General features: G+C 58.2%; 20 protein-coding genes, 1 tRNA gene, 1 other RNA gene and 3 pseudogenes. 14 read left to right on the forward strand and 11 right to left on the reverse strand.

Annotated elements, in window-relative coordinates; translation table 11 throughout:
* Positions 1 to 5 precede the first annotated feature (5 nt).
* From GV827_RS20085 to GV827_RS20105, 5 genes and pseudogenes are all read right to left on the reverse strand, one after another.
* Entirely contained in the window at positions 6 to 218 is a 213-nt protein-coding gene (locus tag GV827_RS20085) for a hypothetical protein (protein ID WP_164355603.1), read from the reverse strand.
* Positions 219 to 230: 12 nt separating this feature from the next.
* Positions 231 to 626 (reverse strand): annotated as a pseudogene (locus GV827_RS20090) (DUF6524 family protein).
* 86 nt (positions 627 to 712) lie between these two features.
* Complete coding sequence (locus GV827_RS20095; protein ID WP_164355604.1) at positions 713 to 2,752, reverse strand: capsular polysaccharide biosynthesis protein; 2,040 nt, start codon at positions 2,750 to 2,752, stop codon at positions 713 to 715.
* 9 nt (positions 2,753 to 2,761) lie between these two features.
* A complete protein-coding gene (locus GV827_RS20100) occupies positions 2,762 to 3,895 on the reverse strand; it encodes a polysaccharide biosynthesis/export family protein (protein ID WP_328823192.1) in 1,134 nt (377 codons plus the stop codon).
* Positions 3,896 to 4,010: 115 nt separating this feature from the next.
* Entirely contained in the window at positions 4,011 to 5,303 is a 1,293-nt protein-coding gene (locus GV827_RS20105) for a capsule biosynthesis protein (RefSeq protein WP_164355605.1), read from the reverse strand.
* Between the two features lie 135 nt (positions 5,304 to 5,438).
* Between GV827_RS20105 and GV827_RS20110 the strand changes: the two genes are divergently transcribed.
* The 6 genes from GV827_RS20110 to GV827_RS20135 all read left to right on the forward strand — a co-directional run bounded on the left by GV827_RS20110 (position 5,439) and on the right by GV827_RS20135 (position 9,646).
* Complete coding sequence (locus tag GV827_RS20110) at positions 5,439 to 6,026, forward strand: riboflavin synthase (protein WP_164355606.1); 588 nt, start codon at positions 5,439 to 5,441, stop codon at positions 6,024 to 6,026.
* A gap of 214 nt (positions 6,027 to 6,240) precedes the next feature.
* Positions 6,241 to 6,810: a hypothetical protein gene (locus tag GV827_RS20115; protein ID WP_164355607.1), complete on the forward strand. Its 570-nt coding sequence runs from the start codon at positions 6,241 to 6,243 to the stop codon at positions 6,808 to 6,810.
* A 319-nt stretch (positions 6,811 to 7,129) separates the two neighbouring features.
* A complete protein-coding gene (gene ribB, locus GV827_RS20120; RefSeq protein WP_164355608.1) occupies positions 7,130 to 8,257 on the forward strand; it encodes a 3,4-dihydroxy-2-butanone-4-phosphate synthase in 1,128 nt (375 codons plus the stop codon).
* Between the two features lies 1 nt (position 8,258).
* The gene (locus GV827_RS20125) at positions 8,259 to 8,810 is read left to right on the forward strand and encodes a 6,7-dimethyl-8-ribityllumazine synthase (protein ID WP_164355609.1); all 552 of its coding nucleotides are present in this window, start codon (positions 8,259 to 8,261) and stop codon (positions 8,808 to 8,810) included.
* Complete coding sequence (gene nusB / locus GV827_RS20130; RefSeq protein ID WP_164355610.1) at positions 8,807 to 9,280, forward strand: transcription antitermination factor NusB; 474 nt, start codon at positions 8,807 to 8,809, stop codon at positions 9,278 to 9,280. Before GV827_RS20125 ends, nusB begins: the two co-directional genes overlap by 4 nt.
* Positions 9,281 to 9,334: 54 nt before the next feature.
* Complete coding sequence (locus GV827_RS20135; RefSeq protein WP_164355611.1) at positions 9,335 to 9,646, forward strand: hypothetical protein; 312 nt, start codon at positions 9,335 to 9,337, stop codon at positions 9,644 to 9,646.
* Positions 9,647 to 9,690: 44 nt separating this feature from the next.
* Here the strand turns inward: GV827_RS20135 and ssrS are convergent.
* The 3 genes and pseudogenes from ssrS to GV827_RS20150 form a co-directional block, all read right to left on the reverse strand.
* Positions 9,691 to 9,845, reverse strand: a non-coding RNA gene (gene ssrS, locus GV827_RS20140) — 6S RNA.
* Between the two features lie 50 nt (positions 9,846 to 9,895).
* A complete protein-coding gene (locus GV827_RS20145; protein WP_164355612.1) occupies positions 9,896 to 10,660 on the reverse strand; it encodes a COG3904 family protein in 765 nt (254 codons plus the stop codon).
* A pseudogene (locus GV827_RS20150) lies at positions 10,657 to 11,942 on the reverse strand (hypothetical protein). The gene GV827_RS20145 and the pseudogene GV827_RS20150 overlap by 4 nt, the downstream one beginning before the upstream one ends.
* A gap of 109 nt (positions 11,943 to 12,051) precedes the next feature.
* Here GV827_RS20150 and GV827_RS20155 point away from each other — a divergent pair.
* Positions 12,052 to 12,522, forward strand: coding sequence for an MmcB family DNA repair protein (locus GV827_RS20155; protein WP_164355613.1), 471 nt, complete (start codon positions 12,052 to 12,054; stop codon positions 12,520 to 12,522).
* Here the strand turns inward: GV827_RS20155 and GV827_RS20160 are convergent.
* The gene (locus tag GV827_RS20160; protein ID WP_164355614.1) at positions 12,519 to 12,719 is read right to left on the reverse strand and encodes a DUF6324 family protein; all 201 of its coding nucleotides are present in this window, start codon (positions 12,717 to 12,719) and stop codon (positions 12,519 to 12,521) included. The genes GV827_RS20155 and GV827_RS20160 overlap by 4 nt on opposite strands.
* Before the next feature lie 80 nt (positions 12,720 to 12,799).
* Between GV827_RS20160 and GV827_RS20165 the strand changes: the two genes are divergently transcribed.
* The 3 genes from GV827_RS20165 to GV827_RS20175 all read left to right on the forward strand — a co-directional run bounded on the left by GV827_RS20165 (position 12,800) and on the right by GV827_RS20175 (position 14,282).
* Entirely contained in the window at positions 12,800 to 13,282 is a 483-nt protein-coding gene (locus GV827_RS20165) for a GNAT family N-acetyltransferase (RefSeq protein ID WP_164355615.1), read from the forward strand.
* Positions 13,251 to 14,138 (forward strand): DMT family transporter, encoded by an 888-nt coding sequence (locus GV827_RS20170; RefSeq protein ID WP_204325999.1) that lies wholly within the window; start codon positions 13,251 to 13,253, stop codon positions 14,136 to 14,138. The genes GV827_RS20165 and GV827_RS20170 overlap by 32 nt, the downstream gene beginning before the upstream one ends.
* A gap of 67 nt (positions 14,139 to 14,205) precedes the next feature.
* A tRNA-His gene (locus tag GV827_RS20175) sits at positions 14,206 to 14,282 on the forward strand.
* Between the two features lie 105 nt (positions 14,283 to 14,387).
* On the opposite strand, the gene GV827_RS20180 is transcribed toward GV827_RS20175, so the two are convergent.
* Complete coding sequence (locus GV827_RS20180) at positions 14,388 to 14,672, reverse strand: DUF6476 family protein (RefSeq protein ID WP_164355617.1); 285 nt, start codon at positions 14,670 to 14,672, stop codon at positions 14,388 to 14,390.
* Here GV827_RS20180 and GV827_RS20185 point away from each other — a divergent pair.
* The 4 genes from GV827_RS20185 to GV827_RS20200 all read left to right on the forward strand — a co-directional run bounded on the left by GV827_RS20185 (position 14,671) and on the right by GV827_RS20200 (position 17,699).
* Positions 14,671 to 15,705 carry an RluA family pseudouridine synthase gene (locus GV827_RS20185; protein ID WP_164355618.1) on the forward strand — a complete coding sequence of 345 codons (1,035 nt, stop codon included), beginning with the start codon at positions 14,671 to 14,673 and terminating at the stop codon, positions 15,703 to 15,705. The two genes, GV827_RS20180 and GV827_RS20185, sit on opposite strands and share 2 nt — an antisense overlap.
* 169 nt (positions 15,706 to 15,874) lie before the next feature.
* Positions 15,875 to 16,771, forward strand: coding sequence for an RNA polymerase sigma factor RpoH (rpoH, locus tag GV827_RS20190; RefSeq protein WP_164355619.1), 897 nt, complete (start codon positions 15,875 to 15,877; stop codon positions 16,769 to 16,771).
* A gap of 72 nt (positions 16,772 to 16,843) precedes the next feature.
* Positions 16,844 to 17,113, forward strand: a complete 270-nt coding sequence (locus GV827_RS20195; RefSeq protein ID WP_164355620.1) for a DksA/TraR family C4-type zinc finger protein — start codon at positions 16,844 to 16,846, stop codon at positions 17,111 to 17,113.
* Between the two features lie 112 nt (positions 17,114 to 17,225).
* Entirely contained in the window at positions 17,226 to 17,699 is a 474-nt protein-coding gene (locus GV827_RS20200) for a DsrE family protein (RefSeq protein WP_164355621.1), read from the forward strand.
* On the opposite strand, the pseudogene GV827_RS20205 reads toward GV827_RS20200, so the two are convergent.
* Positions 17,683 to 17,822 (reverse strand): annotated as a pseudogene (locus GV827_RS20205) (IS256 family transposase); the annotation flags it as partial. The gene GV827_RS20200 and the pseudogene GV827_RS20205 overlap by 17 nt on opposite strands.

A 17,822-nucleotide genomic window follows, 5' to 3' on the forward strand; every position in this document is an offset into this window, starting at 1 on the left:
TCCCATCACTTGCGGCTGAAAATCCCCGCTTTGCGCAGGAACCGGCCCCATGCCCCTTTGCGTGGCAGCCACCCTGTAACAGTGCGTGACGTGCCGGCCAAACGGTTGAATTCATGGTTGTCGATGATCCGCTCGGCGCAGCCGCACCCTTCGCCCGTGGCCACCTTGTCGAAATAGAATTTCTGAAAATCCTGGGCTTTGTCCGGTCTGCGTCCCATTAAGTCTGCTCCCTATTCGTCCACATCATCCATGTCTGACTGACCAGATAGGGCGCGGCGCACATGGCTCCAGCTTAAACCGATGCCCAGCACGAAACTCAACGCCCCCAGCGCCAGCCACAGATTAAAGCTGGCATTGTCCAGTCGCAACACACCCAGATCATGAAGCACCCAAAGTGCAGCACCGACCACTGCCAGAACCAGCAGCATTCCGAACGCCCCGATGGAGCGCAAGGTTGCGCGCAGGTAGATGATATACCCTTTCCCAAGGACCAGCCCGGTTAGCACCGCAATCGACAGGTTGGCCCCGCCGTAGCTGCGCACCCAATCGACGTAATTCTATTCCGTGGGGTTGAACGTCGCCGCAAGCAACAAGAACGCGAATACCCAACGCAGTACAAAGCCCATGATGCCTTTCTCCTTGGTTTCATGACCAGAGTAGCCGGACAATTGTGCGCGTCCAGCAGGTTATTGACGTTAACAAATGTGGGTCATCAGCCCCGCCGCCAAAGGTGCGCCTGCGTGGCGAAAAGCCCCTGAAGTTTAGACAGAACACGATTTGCCGGACCGGGACGCGGAATATCACCAGAGGCGAGCCGGTCCACGATCACTTCGACCGGGCAGGGCAGACCGGTCTTGGGATCGCGGTAGCGCGGATAGTCGATGAGCGTCGCATGGACCAAACCTTCAAGGCTTGGTTCCGCCCGTCGGCGCGGCGGAACGTCGCCCAGATCACGTGTCAGCCCCCATCCGGCGTAGAAAGGTGCGCCAAGAGTGGTCACCGGAACGCCGCGCAACAACGCCTCGAACCCAAGGAGCGACGTCATGGTCCATACCTCGTCAATCTGACCCAGCAGCGCAATCAGATCGGTTTGGCGCAGTACCATATCGGCAAGCTCGCCCGCGTCTGTGCCGCCATCGCGCAGACCTGCTTCGACATCCGGATGCGGCTTGAACAGGATTTGGGCCGCAGGATGCGCGGCGCGCACGGCCTCAAGTAAGGCACGATTTGTCTGCACCTGATCGGTGCCGGTGCGGATCGAGGCGTCATCCTCGACCTGACCAGGGACAAGGATACGTTTGCCCTGAGGCAGGGGAGACATATCAGGTGGCTTGGCGCTCAGGTTATATTTGCTGAGGCCCGCGTCCCTCAGACGTTCGATCAGACGCTGCGCGCGGGCATGCTGATCGGGGCGCAAATCGGAGCGAGTGGTGATCCATTTCTCCAGTCGTGAGGGGCGCGCAGGATCGTAGTAAATCCCCAAATCATCGCAGACCAGCGACAGCGGTGGGATCAGTTCTGCGCCAAGCCCTTTGGAGCGCAGAAAACCATCCTCGACCCGCATCGCATCCGCGTGGCCGACCTGCGCCTTACCTGCCCAAACCATCCATGGACGGCCTGCTTGACGCGCTTTGACAGGATCGTCTTCGAACACGACCGCTTTGTGCTGACCAAAGAATTGCTGCACAGGTTTGCGTTTCCAAAGCCGCATCGCCGACGCCGTCCAGCCCCGGTGATCCTCGCGCCAACAACGGGTTTGCGCGGCAAGCGTCTCGATTGCGTCTTCCAGCGTGCACAGGCGGTCGCGGTAGGGGTCGTACCATTTTGGATAGAGGATCATCGCGGCGGCAAAGAGCTGTGGGCGGGTCAGCTTGCGCTGGCGGCGCTGGACCTCGAACTCGTCTGTCGTCAGACCCCATCCGGCATAGAAAGGCTGGCCAAAGACGCGCGGCTTGTGGCCTGCAAAGATCGCCTCGAACCCCATTTGCGACGAGACGGTGTAGACGCCGACGGCACCCTCGAAAAGTGTCCATGGGCTTATCGGGTCGGTCAGCAGCGTGATGCGGTCATTGGCATCGTCGGGGCTGAAGTAACCCTTGCGAAACCCTTGGGCCGTCTCAGGGTGCGTTTTGATGATCACTCGCGCGCCGGGGTGTTCTTCTTGCGCAAAGACCAGCATCTCGACAAAGCGGGCACGGTCGGCACCCGACGCGGTGACGGAGGCATCGCCAAAGGTCTGGTCAATCACCAGCACATAGCCGGGATCGGGCACAGGGATTTCCAGATCAAAAGCGGTGTATTTCGTCAGATGCGCCTCGGCCAGTCGGGCCATCGCACCCCGTGCGCGGTTCAACAGGGCGGTATCGTCAAGCGGATGCGTGGCGAGCAGATCCTCAAGGTCGGAAGGGTGGCTTGGGTCGAAATGCGCCGCCTTGTGATCCACCAGCAGACCCAGCGGCGCTTCTCCGGCGCGACCGGGATAAAGCGAACGCAAGAACGCGTCTTCGACCCGGACCACAGGCACGCCGCGTTTTTCAGCCACGCTCAAGCCGCGATGCGCTGTGGGGGAATTGCCCCAGATCGCTACGGCATCACCTTCTTTGGGCAAGCCCAGATGCAAGGAATGTCCCGCAAGCTTAAGAATGCGGCGCACCCGGCGCTGGGTCAGGAATCCCCCGTTATAGATAAAAAGCCGCCGGTCCTTTGCAGGGCCGGCGGCGGGGGTGTCGTATGTTTCAGGCCCAAGAGCCATGTCGCGGGGTCAGCCCCCTGTCAAAGTCGTCAGACCGGCTGCCGAACTCGCAGTACCCGTGATGGCCGAGATGACCTTGCTCCACTGGGTAAACGGCGCTTCGGTTACATAGATCGTGTCGCTGTCGCGGATCACGAAATCGCGGGCCATGAACATGCCATTGGGCTGGGTCAGGTCAAGCACGTAGACCATGCGCTGTGCGCCCTGCAGATCGTCACGGCCCAGTACGGCCCCTGCGATTTCTTCGGGTTCATTCCGAAAGACGAAAACGCCGGTGGGGTCCGCAGTACCTGCGTTCAGACCGCCGACTTGCGCGATCCCTTCAAGGGCAGAGAGGGTTTGGGATTCAAATGGCACCTGCGCCTGACCGCCGGTGGCACCCAGCGCAGTAAAGGATCGGCTGTCTTCCTCAACAAGGATACGGTCACCGCCGCGCAGGGCAATATCAAGTTCGGGGTGGTCGTAGAGGTCCTGCAACCAGATCTTGCCGCGGTGTGTCCCGCGGATCACGGTGATCTGCGCGATCTCGGGCTCGATCGTCACACCACCCGCTTGTGCCAGCATGGTGCCCAGCGTCCGGGTCGGACGCTCGATCGCGTAAACACCCTGCGCACCGATGGACCCGATCAGCGAAACGGTCGAGCCGTCACCGGCCGCGCGGCGGACCTCGACCTGTGGGTCGGGGGTCTGTTCACCCAGCTTGTCGGTGATGATGCGGCGGATGGCGTCCGGCGTATTGCCTGCCGCTTTGATCCGGCCTGCATAGGGAATGAAGATGAATCCTGCTCCGTCAACCTGGACTTCTTCCAGCACGGTCGCCGGAGAGCCTTCGACCCCCAAAAGCGGATCATCGACGTTCTCGTAAACGGTGATACCCAGAACATCGCCCGGACGGATCACGTCAGAACCCAGCAGGCCTGCATTTTTGAATGCGTCTGAGAAACCAAGTGCGGGCACTACGGAAGTGGCACGGGTCACGCGGTCATTCACGGAGACGATGAACGCGTCGCCTTCTTCCTGCACAGAACCTGAGAATATCTGGCGTTTGTTCGGACCGACCTGCGGCAAACCACAAGACGAAACAACGGCCAAGGCCGCGACTGCTGCGATGGGGCGCGCCCACCGAAAAACTACGGATTTCACTGCCCGGTCTCCTCGACCTGTTCAACTCTGCCTCAAAACTCGTCGGTTTACCGACGTAATTAGGCGCAGGCTACCGCAGGTCGCAGCGAAAAGCTAGTCAGGTGAGGGGCTTGTGTCAGGTGACGATACGCAACTGTTGCCGTGGGGACGCGGTGCCAGATCGCAGGGCATCATAGGGATCTTCGTGAGACAGCATCATGTCGACGACCTGCCGCAATAATTGCCGGCGTCCTCGTGCGGAATAGAAGCCGCCAGGAATCTGTGAAGTTTCAAGCAGAAAGCGCCTATAATCCTTGTATGCCTTATTGTCTGGTCGGATGGCCTTTGCAAAGAATTCCGGCAGCGGCTGGTCCGAGACGAATTCCGGCTGCGCATAGACCGCACGGCCAAATACCTTCAAGGGGATACCCCGCCAAAGGACCTGCTGTCCCGCAGTGGAATTGACGGTGACAGCGCTGCGCGCGTCATTGAGAAGCTGTGCAAGCTTGCCGCCGCGCACATAATGAACCCGTGCAGAGATGCCCAGTTTCCGCGCCAGTCGTTTCAATTCTCGCCGCACCGGCACGCGGCCATCTTCCAGCGGATGCGCCTTGACGACCAGGTGATGGTGTTTCGGTGCACCCTTGGCAAAACCTTCAATGACCAGCTCCAGAAAGTCGGTCATGGTTTCAAAGGGTGAATGCATCTGAAACGAACTGTCATGTTCAAGTTGCATAAGGGCGAGGTGATAGGGAAATCCGCCCAGGCGAATACGCACTGTCGCGATCAGGCGATCAGCGGACAGGAAGGGCATCAACAGCAGGCGTTTGACGTAAAGCCTGAATTCCTTGGTCACAGGCAAGCTGCGGTGCGGGCGAAAGTTAAGATAATCGCGATTCCGAAACATCACGAACCAATGATATAACGCGCCATAAAAGATATGCTGGCGCATGTCGCCCCAGTCACCGGGTGGCACGGGGGCTTCCATATCTGATTGCGCAAGTGCCGCCTGCATCTGCGGGATCGTCATATGCATCAGTCGCGAGTTGCCGTTTGAGCCGCCCCGTTCATAGCTTACCCAATAGGGTCGCATATAGCCTTCTTCAAAAACGTGGATGGTGATACCGCGTGCCTTGGCCTCTTCGACGGCTTGGGCGTGGATTGGGCGCGTGTCCCCGTACAGGACAATGTCCGTCACGCCTTTCTCCTCGATCAACGACTGGAAGGTTTCAGGCCAATCCGCCGTCGTGCCGCGATAAGGAATATAGCTTTGCGGATGAAACCAGAATGCTCGATCACCAGCGTTGAAACCCACGCGCCAAACCTCGGCCCCTGCCAGGCGAAGCATTTTGGCCAGCCGGTTGAAGAAGGGTCCGTGCGGCCCTTGCAGGAACAGAAAGACCCTGTGGTCCTTGGCGATTGCGGTCATTACGTACCTTGCTATGCCTTTCAGCGCCGCAGATAAACAAGATAATCTCTACGAAAATGCGGCGTGTGGGACACTTGCCATGGCAAGGTGGGGCCGCTACCTCCTAAGCTGAATGGAATAAAGGAGCCTGCGCGCATGTTTACCGGCATTATTACGGACGTTGGCGAAGTCACTGCGCTGGAGCAGGAAGGCGATCTGCGGGCGCGGATCAAGACAAGATATGACACATCCCGGATCGATATGGGCGCGTCTATTGCGAGCGACGGGGTTTGCCTGACGGTGGTTGGCTTGGGTCCGGATTGGTACGAGGTCCAGATCAGTGCTGAAACCGTCGACAAGACAAACCTGTCGTCTTGGAAGGTTGGTAAACGTCTCAACCTCGAACGTGCGCTCAAGGTCGGTGATGAATTGGGCGGACATATCGTATCAGGCCATGTGGACGGCGTTGCAGAGGTCGTGGCGATGGCGGATGAGGGGGACAGTACACGTGTGACCCTGCGGGCACCGAAAGACCTGGCGCGATTTATTGCGCCAAAAGGGTCCGTTGCGCTGAACGGGACCTCGCTGACAGTCAATGAAGTCGATGGCTGCGATTTCGGCATCAACTTCATCCCTCACACAAAAGAGGTGACGACCTGGGGCGATACGAAGGTCGGCGATTTGATCAACCTCGAGATTGATACACTGGCGCGTTATGTCGCGCGGCTCGGAGAGATGTCGTGAAACCCGTCGTTCTGGCCTCGTGGGAAGATCCCGACGGACTGCGCTGTGTCGATATTCTTTCTCATAAGGATGGCAGTTTTGGGTATGTGATCTGTCGAAGAGATCCCGAAGACGGACACGGCTGGCGTCACATTGGGGCAGCAAGTGGGGAGCGATTTAGCGAGCGTGTAGCCGCAGAGGCAGCCGCCAGAGGCGCCGCCCCCTGGTGCGTGTCATGATCCCGGGGATAGGTCACAATCAGGGCCCAACAATGGAGCGGGGCCAGAAATGGCGCACTTTCCAATGGCAAAAAGCCCGTGCAGAGGCGATGCCAAAGGCGATGCCGTTGATGGTCGTCAAAATGCATGTTGCGCGGGCGCATCAGCTTGGTCTGGATTACCCGCCATATGCAGCTGTCCGCAAAGCTTCGGGCCGCGATATCATGGGCCTTTTGTTTTCATCGAATGCCTTGCGCGTGGTGCGTGCTGCATCCCCATACATTCCGCTTGAACGCGGCGATGTCGTGCGTGCTGTTGAAGGCGAACAGAAGCTTGCTTTGGTTCACCGTCCGCTCAGCGCGGACATGATCCGCATCGCGAACCCGGTATTGGATGCGGTCCAACTAGCCCCCAAATTCACCGACAGTTGGGGCGAAATGCGCGCGCATCTGGGCAACTTCATCAACGAACGTCGCCTGACCCGCGATCAGGTTCTGATCATCGGTGATACGGCGTTCGAACGGGACTGGACGACGGCCGCACGTGCAGCGGGATATCTTGACGCCACGCGGTACTTTGCGGGCTGAAAGGCCACGATGATCGTGACCAGTGGTATGCCCAAGTCAGTTGAAAGAGCCTCTGCTGACCCGGAAAATGCGCCAATTCACCCTCTCAGGGATCGCCAAACCTGAAACCTGCGATCTACTCTGTCATGCATCGAATTGCGACAGACACGGATACCTCATCGGGTCTGGAAGCACTGGCGCTGCATGCCCCATTGCAAGCTGTCGACCGTCAAACATGAGATGCAGGATGCACTTGACGCCGTAAGATCGACACCCCGGCCACCGCTGGTCAAAGGCGCAAGGCTGGGCTACATGAGGCGCAGCCACAACGGGGAAGCTGATGAACTACGAAACACCGGGGCCGGTCGAGGAAGAGCTGGCAAGCGCCATCTCTCCGATCGAAGATATTATTGATGACGCGCGGCAGGGCCGGATGTTCATTCTGGTCGATCACGAAGACCGCGAGAACGAAGGCGATCTGGTGATACCGGCGCAGTTTGCCGATTCCGAAGCGATCAATTTCATGGCTACTTACGGGCGTGGCCTGATCTGTCTGCCTATGACCGCAGAGCGGGTGGGGGAACTGGGTCTGCCAATGATGGCGGTAAACAATTCATCCCGGCACGAGACGGCATTCACCGTCAGCATTGAGGCGCGCGAGGGCGTCAGCACCGGTATCTCGGCCGCGGACCGTGCGCTGACGGTAGCCGTTGCGATTTCCGAGCAGGCCGGTGCGGCGGATATCGCGACACCGGGCCACGTCTTTCCGCTGCGGGCCCGTGATGGCGGTGTGTTGGTGCGCGCCGGCCATACGGAGGCTGCAGTCGATATCAGCCGTTTGGCAGGGCTGCATCCCTCGGGAGTGATTTGCGAGATCATGAATGACGACGGCACCATGGCACGTCTGCCGGATCTGGTAGCGTTCGGCGCCAAGCACGGGCTCAAGATCGGAACGATCAGCGATCTGATTGCCTACCGTCACAAGCACGACAATCTTTTGGTAGAGCGCGACAGCCGCAACGTTACCTCTGCCTACGGCGGTGACTGGCAGATGCGGATATTCAGTGATCAGATCACTGGAACAGACCATGTGGTTCTGACCAAGGGGGACATCACGTCTGACGCACCGGTTCTGGTGCGGACCCACGCGATTAATGCTCTTGAAGATGTTTTGGGGCTTGGGCCGTCTCAGGCGGATGAATTGCCGCGTGCGATGCAGATCATCGCCGACGAAGGGCGCGGGGCGGTTCTTCTCTTTCGCGACCCTTTTCCACGCCTGCGGCTGGAGGGTGAAGAAGACGAAGGGCCACGCACGGTCAAGAACACCGGGCTTGGCTCTCAAATCCTTGCAACGCTTGGGCTGACCAAGCTGATCCTGCTGACAGACAATCCGGAAACACGCTATTTGGGTCTGGATGCCTATCACATTGAAATCGTGGGCACCCGTCCAATCACCCAAGGGGAATAACATGGCCTCAGCCGAAGAACACACCGTCCTGCCGCGCCCGACGTTCGACAAACCTGTCAAAGTGCTGATCGTGGTCTCGCCCTATTACAGTGAAATCGCCGAAGGTCTGCTGACCGGCGCCAAGGCTGAGCTTGAGGCGGCAGGCGCGACCTACGAAGTGGTGGAAATGCCCGGCGCGCTGGAGATTCCGACGGCCATCGGAATATCGGACCGGCGCAGCAATTTTGACGGCTATGTCGCGCTGGGCTGTGTGATCCGGGGTGAGACAACGCATTACGAGACAGTCTGCAATGATAGTTCGCGCGCACTATCAATGCTGGGCCTGTCAGGTCTGTGCATCGGCAACGGCATTTTGACGGTTGAGAACAAGAAACAGGCCGAAGTGCGGGCTGATCCTGAGGGCCAGAACAAGGGAGGCGGGGCTGCGGCTGCGGCCTTGCATCTGATCGCGCTCGCCCGTAAGTGGGCCTCGGCCAGCAAAGGCATTGGCTTCAAGCCGCGCGGCGAAGACACGCTGATGGCGGGCGATACGGACGGAAATACAACAGCATGACAAGCGCCCTTTCAGGCAACCAGAAACGCAAGATGAAATCGGCGGCCCGGCTTTACGCGGTGCAGGCCTTGTTTCAGATGGAGCATTCGTCCCAAACCGTGGACGTAGTCCGGCGGGAGTTTCTGGAGCACCGTTTCGGTGAGACCTATGAGGGCGAGGAAATGCTGGATGGTGACGTAACCCTGTTCGCGCGCGTCCTTGAAGATGCAGTGAACTATCAGGCTCCGATTGATCAGTTGACCGACCGCGCACTGGTTGCCAAGTGGCCGATTGCGCGTATTGACCCAACCCTGCGGGCGCTTTTCCGTGCAGCCGGGGCAGAGTTGCGCGATAGCCAGACGCCACCAAAGGTTGTCATCACTGAATACGTAGATGTTGCGCGCGCTTTCTTTCCCGATGGCAAGGAACCCAAGTTCGTGAATGCCGTGCTTGATCACATGGCACGCGAAGCGCGACCTGAGGCATTCTGACTGATTTGCCCCGGGCAGGTGCCGTGCTATGATTGACTTGTAGGAGGGCGCGATATGCCAGTAATCATTAGGTTCTACATCAAGCATTGCATCATCGGGTTCGCTGTCTCTGCAGTCTTTATCGGGGCGCTGATGTTTTTCAACGTGGCCAACCTGTGGCACCTGATCAGCACCTCTGACATCGGTATCATGGCCTTGGTCGTGTTCTGGGTATTGAACGGTATCGTCTTTGCTGGTGTTCAAAACGGTGTCGCGATCATGCTGATGGCCGAGGACGATCAGGATGAAGATAGACCCCGTGGCGGTACGCCCGAAACCTTGATCCCGGCACCACAGACAGCGCAGGCGGAGAAGGGTCCGTTTTAAGCGGGTTCATCAAAAGAAATTTGGCTGGAACAGTGGTCTTGCGTGACGGGACCACACCTGCCGGTCAGTTTTTTATTCCCGAGGACCTGTATATACAGGTGGGCGCCAGGTAACCGGACCAGGGCCCGGACAGAGCCAGCTCCCTCGGATTTGCTTAAGGCCACTGGAATGTAACGTCTCACGAACAGGGCAGTACCCGTCACAAGGTTGTAGGTAGAGCGCACTGTGGCTTTGGACAAGGGCCGTTGGTCAACTCTCTGCGGGGTTGGTGGTAAATTTGTAGCTGCGCAGCTCTTCTGGAACCAGAATGTAGATTTCGTCAGGCGGTGTCACCAGCGCGTGACGCATGACCAGTGGGTCGATCCCCATTTCATCGAGATAGCCCATCACTTCACCCTGACCGCGCTGAATGTCTTCAACCGCGACAAATGCGGGGAGAAGGGTGCTCTCGCCAAAATAATGCTGATGCACCCCGACAGAGCCCCCATCCGGGATGTCGCGCGCTACGCCGGATGCCAGTAGGTAGGGGCAGGCGGAATAGCAAATGTCACCATCGCGCAGGGCAGTGTTGAACCCTTCGGCACGCAGAAAGCGCCCCAATGCCAGCGCCTCCTGAACAGAGCCACCCGGTGAGTTGAGGATGATGCGCCGAGGTTGTTGTGGCAAAGCATCCAATTCTTTTGCCATCCGGTCCCCGTCACCCGCAGCGATACTACCTTCCAAAAGCGCGGATGCACCGGCTTCGATCATGGTCAGGACCAGCCGGTCGGGCAGGGGAGACGTGGGCATAGGCTGGCCGGGCGCCGGTGCGCGGTCAGGGCGGTAACGCCGGGTTTGGTCACCGGGGCGGATAGGCTCGGTCAACGCCGGGGCGCTGGGCCCGAAGCCCGGCAGACGAAGCCCGTTTCGCAAATCGCCCCAGAACAGCAATCCCGCAAGACCAAGCTGGAAGAACAGCACGCTTGTCAGGACACGTCTGATTGGATTGCGGGACTGGGTGCTCGTATCTGTCATGAGGATTTCAGCGATGTGACCTGCGCGGCTGTTTCCTTAGGCGCAGGCGTCTGTTCGGGAGTGTCGTCTTTCATAATGAAATCCACATCCCGCAGCGCGGCGGCGGCGGCGCGTAACTCCGCTAGCGTGAGCGTATCTGCGAGGCTGGCGTCGTCACGGCCTGACCGAATGGCAGACTGGGTGATCGCAAGAATGAAGACCAGCACTGCCGGCAAAAGATCAATCGCGATTGCTCCGGCCCAAGACGGGACGAAATTCCGCGCATAAAGGATGACCGCGTCAGCACTTGAGATGGGTGTGTAAGTGGTCTCGGTGGGCGGGGGCATAGCCAAGACAGCCTGCGCGGCACGCTCCAGCGTGGCCGCGCGCTGGGCGAGCACCTCTCCAGCACGGAGGTGATCGTCGCGGTCTGGGCCCCTCGATCTTCAGCCGTACTAGCGTCCAGCTCGGGCAGCACGACTGATGCCGCAAGGTCTTGGGCTGCGCGTTCTACCAATGGCGCCACGGAAAGCTGACGCAATTGGGTGATCAGACCGGCAAGACGGACAGAGGCTTCGGAAAATTCGACAGAGCGCGCTTCTACCGGACCCTGCTCAACGGTCAGAGCACGTATCCTGCTCAGGATCTGGTTGCCCTCAGCGAAAGCCTGTTCGACCAGCGGTGTCTGGCTGGCTATCTGCGTTTCAAGGCTAGCAAGTTCGGCTGATTTCTGCCGAAGCACTCGAAAAACAGCACCTCTGCCTGCAAGGCCTGACAGCCCCCCCGTGGCCTCCTGTTCGCTCAGATCTTCAAAACTCTGCCGCACACGCGATACATCGCGCTCCAGCCCTTGGGCAGAGATGGCGATTTCATGCGCACGTTCCAGCGACGATTGATAGTCTTGCACGGTGCGCGCCAGATGCTGTTCGACGGCGGCAGACCCGGCAAGCGCGGCCGCGTTCAGCCAACTCGACATCGCGATGATTGCAAGCGATCCAAGCCCCATTGCCCCCAGCAGGCCAACCCGCGCCCGCGCACTGCGCACGGCAGGGAAAAGGCGTAACATATAGGACCAGAACACAAAAATGCCGACTGAAACCGCAACGGAATAGGCAATCGCGGCAAAGGCAGACATCGCGCCGTTGCTATCAAGAAGCGAGGACACGCCAAGATATGTGTAGATACCTGAGGCTGTAGCGAGCACGCCAAGCGCTGTGCCCGTAAAGGTGTCCAGCCAGCCCAGATGGCCTTCCAGCTCCTGCGCATAACGCACCCCATGGGCGTTCGTAATTTCCTTGGACATTGACGCCCCCTTTTTCGCTCACCGCTGTTCAAGATAGGAGCGAGGCATTGAAATACCATTCTGCGGCAACGGACTTGCGTCATGTTCACGAAATGTTCATTAATCGGGTATGGCACAAATTGATCTGCACCCTTCGGTCTCACCCCTGCAACCGGGTCAGCTTTTGGCACGCGGTGTGGCACGACATCTGGTCAGTCACGGTTTTGCCTGTGTCGAAGAACTGCTGCCGACGCGGGGTTTGCGCGTTGATGTGATGGCGCTGGGGCCAAAGGGAGAGATCTGGGTGGTTGAATGCAAATCCTCACGCGCAGATTTCACCTCTGACGCAAAATGGCAGGGCTATCTGGAATGGGCGGACCGTTTTTTCTGGGCAGTGGATCAGGATTTTCCAACTGAATTGCTGCCGGATGAGACCGGGCTGATCATCGCCGATGGCTATGGCGGAGAAATCATCCGCATGGGGCCCGAGAGCAAGCTTGCCCCCGCACGACGCAAGGCGATGGTGCAGAAATTCGCCGTTCACGCCGCCCGGCGCCTGCACCTGCTGCGTGATCCGGACATGTTGCCAGAGTGGGATTAGCGTTTCTTGTTTTTCTGCGCACCGGCAACGCGATTGGCCGCAGCGGTGATTTCCTCTGCGATTTCATAGGCTTCTTCCGGCGTAAAATCCATTGGGATCTCGATGCCATCCCCTTCAATATAAAGCCGGACCATCCCCGCATCGGTGGGACCGATTTGCAGGTTCGCTTCGATGTCACGCTCGTCGTTGATGCCCATGGGTGCCTCCCGTCTGATCGGAGCTATCGCTAGCCTGACGGGCCTTGAAAGGCAAGCGGGGCGAAGCGCATGCTCAGACGATGGATGGGGTCGAGATTCGCAGATTTACCGCCACTGATCGGGATTGGCTGGTGGCACAGCACCGGGACCACTACGCGCGGGCGGAAGGGTTTGATGAGACATTTGGCGTCCTCGTGGCGCAAATAATTGATGATTTCATCGCCGACCATGACTCAAGCCGCGAGGCGGGATGGATCGCCTGGGACGGAGATCAGCGGCTGGGGTGTATTTTCTGTGTGAAACTGGATGGGGAAACCGCCAAGCTGCGCTTGTTTCTTTTGACTAAAGGCGCGCGTGGCAAGGGGCTGGGGCGGCGGCTGCTGGCAACCTGCGTGGACTTTGCGCGGGCGCAGGGATACCGGCGGATGAAACTCTGGACCCATGAATCCCACCGGGCTGCAGGGGCTCTTTATGCCAAAACAGGCTGGACACTCACGTCATCTGAGCCCGTGGTTTCGTTTGGTCAGTCGCTTGTTGAGCAACATTGGGAAATCGGCCTTTGAGCCGATTTCCGGACAGGCGGCAGCCGCTGCGACGGGGATACAGGTTGGTCTGGCGCTGGTCGCAACGCGTGCGCTGGCCGAAGAGGTCAGTCCGATGACCCTTGCCATGTTGAGATACGGAATCGGCGTCACCATCCTGTTGCCATTCTTTCTGAGAATGAAACGTCCGCCCATTGCGTGTGCTGATCTGCTTCCGATACTGGCCCTTGGTGTTGGCCAGTTTGCGGTCTTGATCGCCTTGCTGAACCTCGGATTGCAAAGCGTTTCCGCCTCGCAGGGCGGCGTCATCTTCGCGACATTCCCTCTGGTTACGATCCTGTTTGCGGCCTCTCTTGGTCGGGAACAGCTGACAGTATTGCGTAGCCTTGGGGCTTTAATGTCGTTCGCCGGTGTTACCCTTTGTCTGGGGGCCAGTGATCTGCCCAGCAGCATCTCAGGGGCGGGTCTGATTTTTGCGTCTGCTTGTGTCGGGGCCTTGTGTTCGGTGTTCTACCGTCCCTACCTGCAAAGATATCCAACGTTGCAGATCGGCACGCTCGCCATGGTAGCGGCAACCGCAGCACTGATTCCCGGTGTTTTGATCGAGAACCCCGTTGCTGAACTGACCAAATTGTCTGTTCAGAGTTGGGGATTGATCGGATTTATCGGTCTGGCCAGCGGTGCCGGCTATCTCTTGTGGCTGACGGCGCTCAAGAACACCGATGCAGGAGAGGCAACCGTTTTGATGGGGCTGTCGCCCGTCACTGCCGCTGTTGTTGGGGCTGGGTTGCTGCGCGAACCCATTGGCTTTGTCTTTCTTGTGGGTCTTGCACTGGCACTTTTGGGGGTCAGCCTTGCAGTTCTTAGCCGAGGCTGATCCCTGCCATTTGATCTGTCTCTTGGGTCTTGCAATCTTTTGGCGTGGCGGCTAAATCCGCCCTAGTGCCGCCTTAGCTCAGTTGGTTAGAGCGCTTGATTGTGGATCAAGAGGTCCCTGGTTCGAGACCAGGAGGTGGTACCACCCCCTCAACTTCGCTGATATTCAATGCGCAGGGATCGGAGAGGCTTACGCTTGTCCGCGAGCCGGGTGACGAGCGCAGTTGCCCGCACTCCTCAACGTGAGGGGTTATTCCACGGTGACCGTCTGGCGTAACGCGCCCGTGAGGCGGTCAAAGATCAGTATAGTATCTTGCGATGTGACGACGGCATACCAGTCGGGCCCCTGCGTGAAGGCGACGGCCGTTGCACCTTGTGGCAAAGTGATCATGTCGGGCAGCGAAGGGGCGTCGCGGTTCAGGCGCGTGACAAGCAGGCCAATCACCACTAGAACCCCGCAAATCATCACCACGGTCAGTACCGTCACCAACCGCCGCAGAAACCGCAGGTTTGCAGGCTCAATCGGATCTTCCATGTCAGTCCACCGCCGTATTTCATTCGTTTTCGGGGAAAGCCCGCCGCCCCGCCTTGATAAGGCGCTCGCGCGGGATGTGCCAGAGGATGCAAACCTGTCGCGCACACGGCTGGGTAAGCTGATTGAGCAGGGGGCGGTCAAGATCGACGGTGCGGTTGCCCGTGATCCGCGCGCAAAGGTGACCGAGGGCCAAGTGGTAGAGATCGGCGTGGAGGAGGCAGAGGAAAGCCATATCCTGCCCGAGGATATCCCGCTGGAGATCGTGTTCGAAGATGACGACCTGATCGTCGTCAATAAACCTGCGGGGATGGTTGTGCATCCGGCACCCGGTACACCCTCAGGGACGTTGGTCAATGCGCTGATGGCGCATTGCGGCGATAACCTGTCCGGCGTGGGTGGGATGAAACGGCCGGGCATCGTGCACCGTATTGACAAGGAAACCAGTGGCTTGCTGGTCGTTGCGAAATCAGATGCAGCGCATCATGGGCTGGCAGCACAGTTTGAGAAACATACAGTTGAACGCTACTACAAGGCGCTGGTCTACGGTGTGCCGGATGCGAACGACCCGCGTCTTCGAGGGGTCAAGGGCGCGTCTTTTGAACCGGGAAATATCCTGAAGATCACAACACAGCTGGCCCGGCACAAGACAGACCGGCAACGTCAGGCAGTGTTGTTTCAGGGCGGCAAACATGCGGTGACCCGCGCGCGCACCGTGGAAAGCTTTGGCACGCCGCCGGTTCTTGCGCTGATGGAATGCTGGCTTGAGACCGGGCGCACACATCAGATCAGGGTGCATATGGCCCATGCGGGGCATGGACTGGTTGGCGATCCTACCTATGGCGGCAAACGTAAGCTGCCAAAGAATGCGCTGCCGGAGCTGGCGACAGATGCCGTACGCGATTTTCCGCGACAGGCGCTCCACGCGGCCGTTCTGGGCTTTGATCATCCTGTGACCGGTGAAATAGTGCGTTTTGAAGCGCCTTTGCCACAAGATATGGCGGATTTGCTGGATGCCGTGCGTCTGGCGGTCTGAAATCAACAGCACATCCGCGTGACAGCACAGTAATGTAACTTCCTGTTTACACATCTTGTGCCAATATTAACAAAACGCACAAGGCACGCCTTGAAATCGACCGTTATCGCAACCATATCCATGTTAAGCCTTTAAACATAAGGCTCCGCATATGAGGAAAGGGGACAATATGGCCAACTATGCAAATTTGCCGGCGCCTACGCCGGAAGGTGGTCTTAACCGCTATATGCAGGAGATCCGAAAATTTCCGCTCCTTGAGCCTGAAGAGGAATACATGCTCGCCAAGCGTTGGGTTGAACAGGAAGACACCGAAGCTGCGCACAAGATGGTAACATCGCACCTGCGTTTGGCGGCAAAGATCGCCATGGGGTATCGTGGTTATGGTTTGCCACAGGCCGAAGTGATTTCGGAAGCCAACGTGGGCCTGATGCAGGCCGTAAAGCGGTTTGACCCGGAAAAGGGGTTCCGTCTGGCCACCTATGCCATGTGGTGGATCCGGGCATCGATTCAGGAGTATATACTGCGGTCGTGGTCCTTGGTGAAACTGGGCACAACATCCGGTCAGAAAAAGCTGTTCTTCAATCTGCGCAAAGCCAAGAACAAGATCGGCGCGTTGGAAGAAGGCGATTTGCGCCCCGAGAACGTTAAACGTATCGCAACCGACCTTGGCGTGACCGAGGCCGAGGTGATCTCGATGAACCGGCGTATGTCTGGTGGGGATGCTTCATTGAATGCGCAGGTCGGTTCTGATGGCGAGGGTGCCATGCAATGGCAAGACTGGCTTGAGGATGAGGACGCAGATCAGGCCGCCGATTATGCCGAGCGGGATGAGCTGGAAACCCGTCGTGAGATGCTGGCCGAGGCGCTGGACGTGCTGAATGACCGGGAAAAGGACATCCTGACACAGCGCAGATTGAGCGATGAGACAATCACGCTTGAAGACCTGAGCACAAAGTACGATGTCAGCCGTGAACGGATCCGCCAGATTGAGGTGCGGGCATTCGAGAAACTGCAAAAGCGCATGCGCGAGCTGGCAAAGGAAAAGGGCATGATGGCCACCGCCTGATCCCATTTCCTTGACGAAAGACAGACCCTGCCCACATCATTGGGCAGGGTTTCTTTTTTGGGAGACGATGTGATGGCCGGTGGATGGGCAAAAGACGGAGCGGTTTCAGAGCAGATCGAGGCGTCAATCAATGACGAGTTGGCGCGGCTGAAAGCGCGGCGCACACCTGTAGGCGAAAGCCTAACCCATTGTGCGGAATGCGACGAGCCGATCCCAGAGGCGCGGCGGCAGGCGATTCCCGGCGTAAAACTCTGTGTTAATTGCGTGGCAGAGCGCGATAAGCAGTTCAAGGCACGAGGCGGGATCAACAGGCGCGGCTCAAAGGACAGTCAGCTGAAGTAGTATTGGCGACTTGAGGTCATATCGGTCCTGCCTGCGCCAAGCTCATATTTGAATGTTTTGAATATCCTGAGATCGCGGCTAGGCTGAAGGTTCACAGCCTAGGGAGGACATCATGTTCAAGGCATTTCTAACGCTTCTATTCGCTACAGTCTTTGCCCTTTCAGGGGTCATGACCGCTGACGCTTCGGAACGGTATGGCAAGCAGAAAGGTGTCTATCACATCAACTATGACGGCGGCCCGGAGTCAAAGACATACAAGGGCGCCATGCGCAACATTCAGAACCACATCAACGCGGTTGGCGCTGAAAATATGGACATCAAAGTCGTCTTACATGGCAATGGTCTGGGCGTGCTGATGAGTGCAAAGGAAGACGATACACTACAGACGGCGGTCTCTTCGCTGAAAGGGCAAAACGTCAGCTTTCAGGTTTGCAACAATACTCTGAAGGGACGCAAGATCAGTTATTCAAACGATCTTTATGATGTTTGGGAAGAAGATATCGTTCCGTCCAGTGTTGCCGAGCTGTCGCATCTTCAGGAGCTATGCTCAAAAGTTGGTGACGGCGTGATCAGGCGGCTTGATTAAGTTGTTTGATCCCGTCCTTAAATGCAATCCCTTCGATGATCTCGGGCATGCGGTTTGCGCCGTCGAGCTTCCGCCATTTGGTCTGGGCTGACATCATCAACTTGAACGCCATAGCGAGACCAG

Source organism: Sulfitobacter sediminilitoris, from assembly GCF_010667575.1.
Lineage (GTDB): Bacteria > Pseudomonadota > Alphaproteobacteria > Rhodobacterales > Rhodobacteraceae > Sulfitobacter > Sulfitobacter sediminilitoris.

Coding starts and splice junctions, on each gene's coding strand:
- GV827_RS20085 (WP_164355603.1), bottom strand. CDS start 218: ATGGGACGCAGACCGGACAAAGCCCAGGATTTTCAGAAATTCTATTTC.
- GV827_RS20095 (WP_164355604.1), bottom strand. CDS start 2,752: ATGGCTCTTGGGCCTGAAACATACGACACCCCCGCCGCCGGCCCTGCA.
- GV827_RS20105 (WP_164355605.1), bottom strand. CDS start 5,303: ATGACCGCAATCGCCAAGGACCACAGGGTCTTTCTGTTCCTGCAAGGG.
- GV827_RS20110 (WP_164355606.1), top strand. CDS start 5,439: ATGTTTACCGGCATTATTACGGACGTTGGCGAAGTCACTGCGCTGGAG.
- GV827_RS20115 (WP_164355607.1), top strand. CDS start 6,241: ATGATCCCGGGGATAGGTCACAATCAGGGCCCAACAATGGAGCGGGGC.
- ribB (WP_164355608.1), top strand. CDS start 7,130: ATGAACTACGAAACACCGGGGCCGGTCGAGGAAGAGCTGGCAAGCGCC.
- GV827_RS20125 (WP_164355609.1), top strand. CDS start 8,259: ATGGCCTCAGCCGAAGAACACACCGTCCTGCCGCGCCCGACGTTCGAC.
- nusB (WP_164355610.1), top strand. CDS start 8,807: ATGACAAGCGCCCTTTCAGGCAACCAGAAACGCAAGATGAAATCGGCG.
- GV827_RS20135 (WP_164355611.1), top strand. CDS start 9,335: ATGCCAGTAATCATTAGGTTCTACATCAAGCATTGCATCATCGGGTTC.
- GV827_RS20145 (WP_164355612.1), bottom strand. CDS start 10,660: ATGACAGATACGAGCACCCAGTCCCGCAATCCAATCAGACGTGTCCTG.
- GV827_RS20155 (WP_164355613.1), top strand. CDS start 12,052: ATGGCACAAATTGATCTGCACCCTTCGGTCTCACCCCTGCAACCGGGT.
- GV827_RS20160 (WP_164355614.1), bottom strand. CDS start 12,719: ATGGGCATCAACGACGAGCGTGACATCGAAGCGAACCTGCAAATCGGT.
- GV827_RS20165 (WP_164355615.1), top strand. CDS start 12,800: ATGGATGGGGTCGAGATTCGCAGATTTACCGCCACTGATCGGGATTGG.
- GV827_RS20185 (WP_164355618.1), top strand. CDS start 14,671: ATGTCAGTCCACCGCCGTATTTCATTCGTTTTCGGGGAAAGCCCGCCG.
- GV827_RS20180 (WP_164355617.1), bottom strand. CDS start 14,672: ATGGAAGATCCGATTGAGCCTGCAAACCTGCGGTTTCTGCGGCGGTTG.
- rpoH (WP_164355619.1), top strand. CDS start 15,875: ATGGCCAACTATGCAAATTTGCCGGCGCCTACGCCGGAAGGTGGTCTT.
- GV827_RS20195 (WP_164355620.1), top strand. CDS start 16,844: ATGGCCGGTGGATGGGCAAAAGACGGAGCGGTTTCAGAGCAGATCGAG.
- GV827_RS20200 (WP_164355621.1), top strand. CDS start 17,226: ATGTTCAAGGCATTTCTAACGCTTCTATTCGCTACAGTCTTTGCCCTT.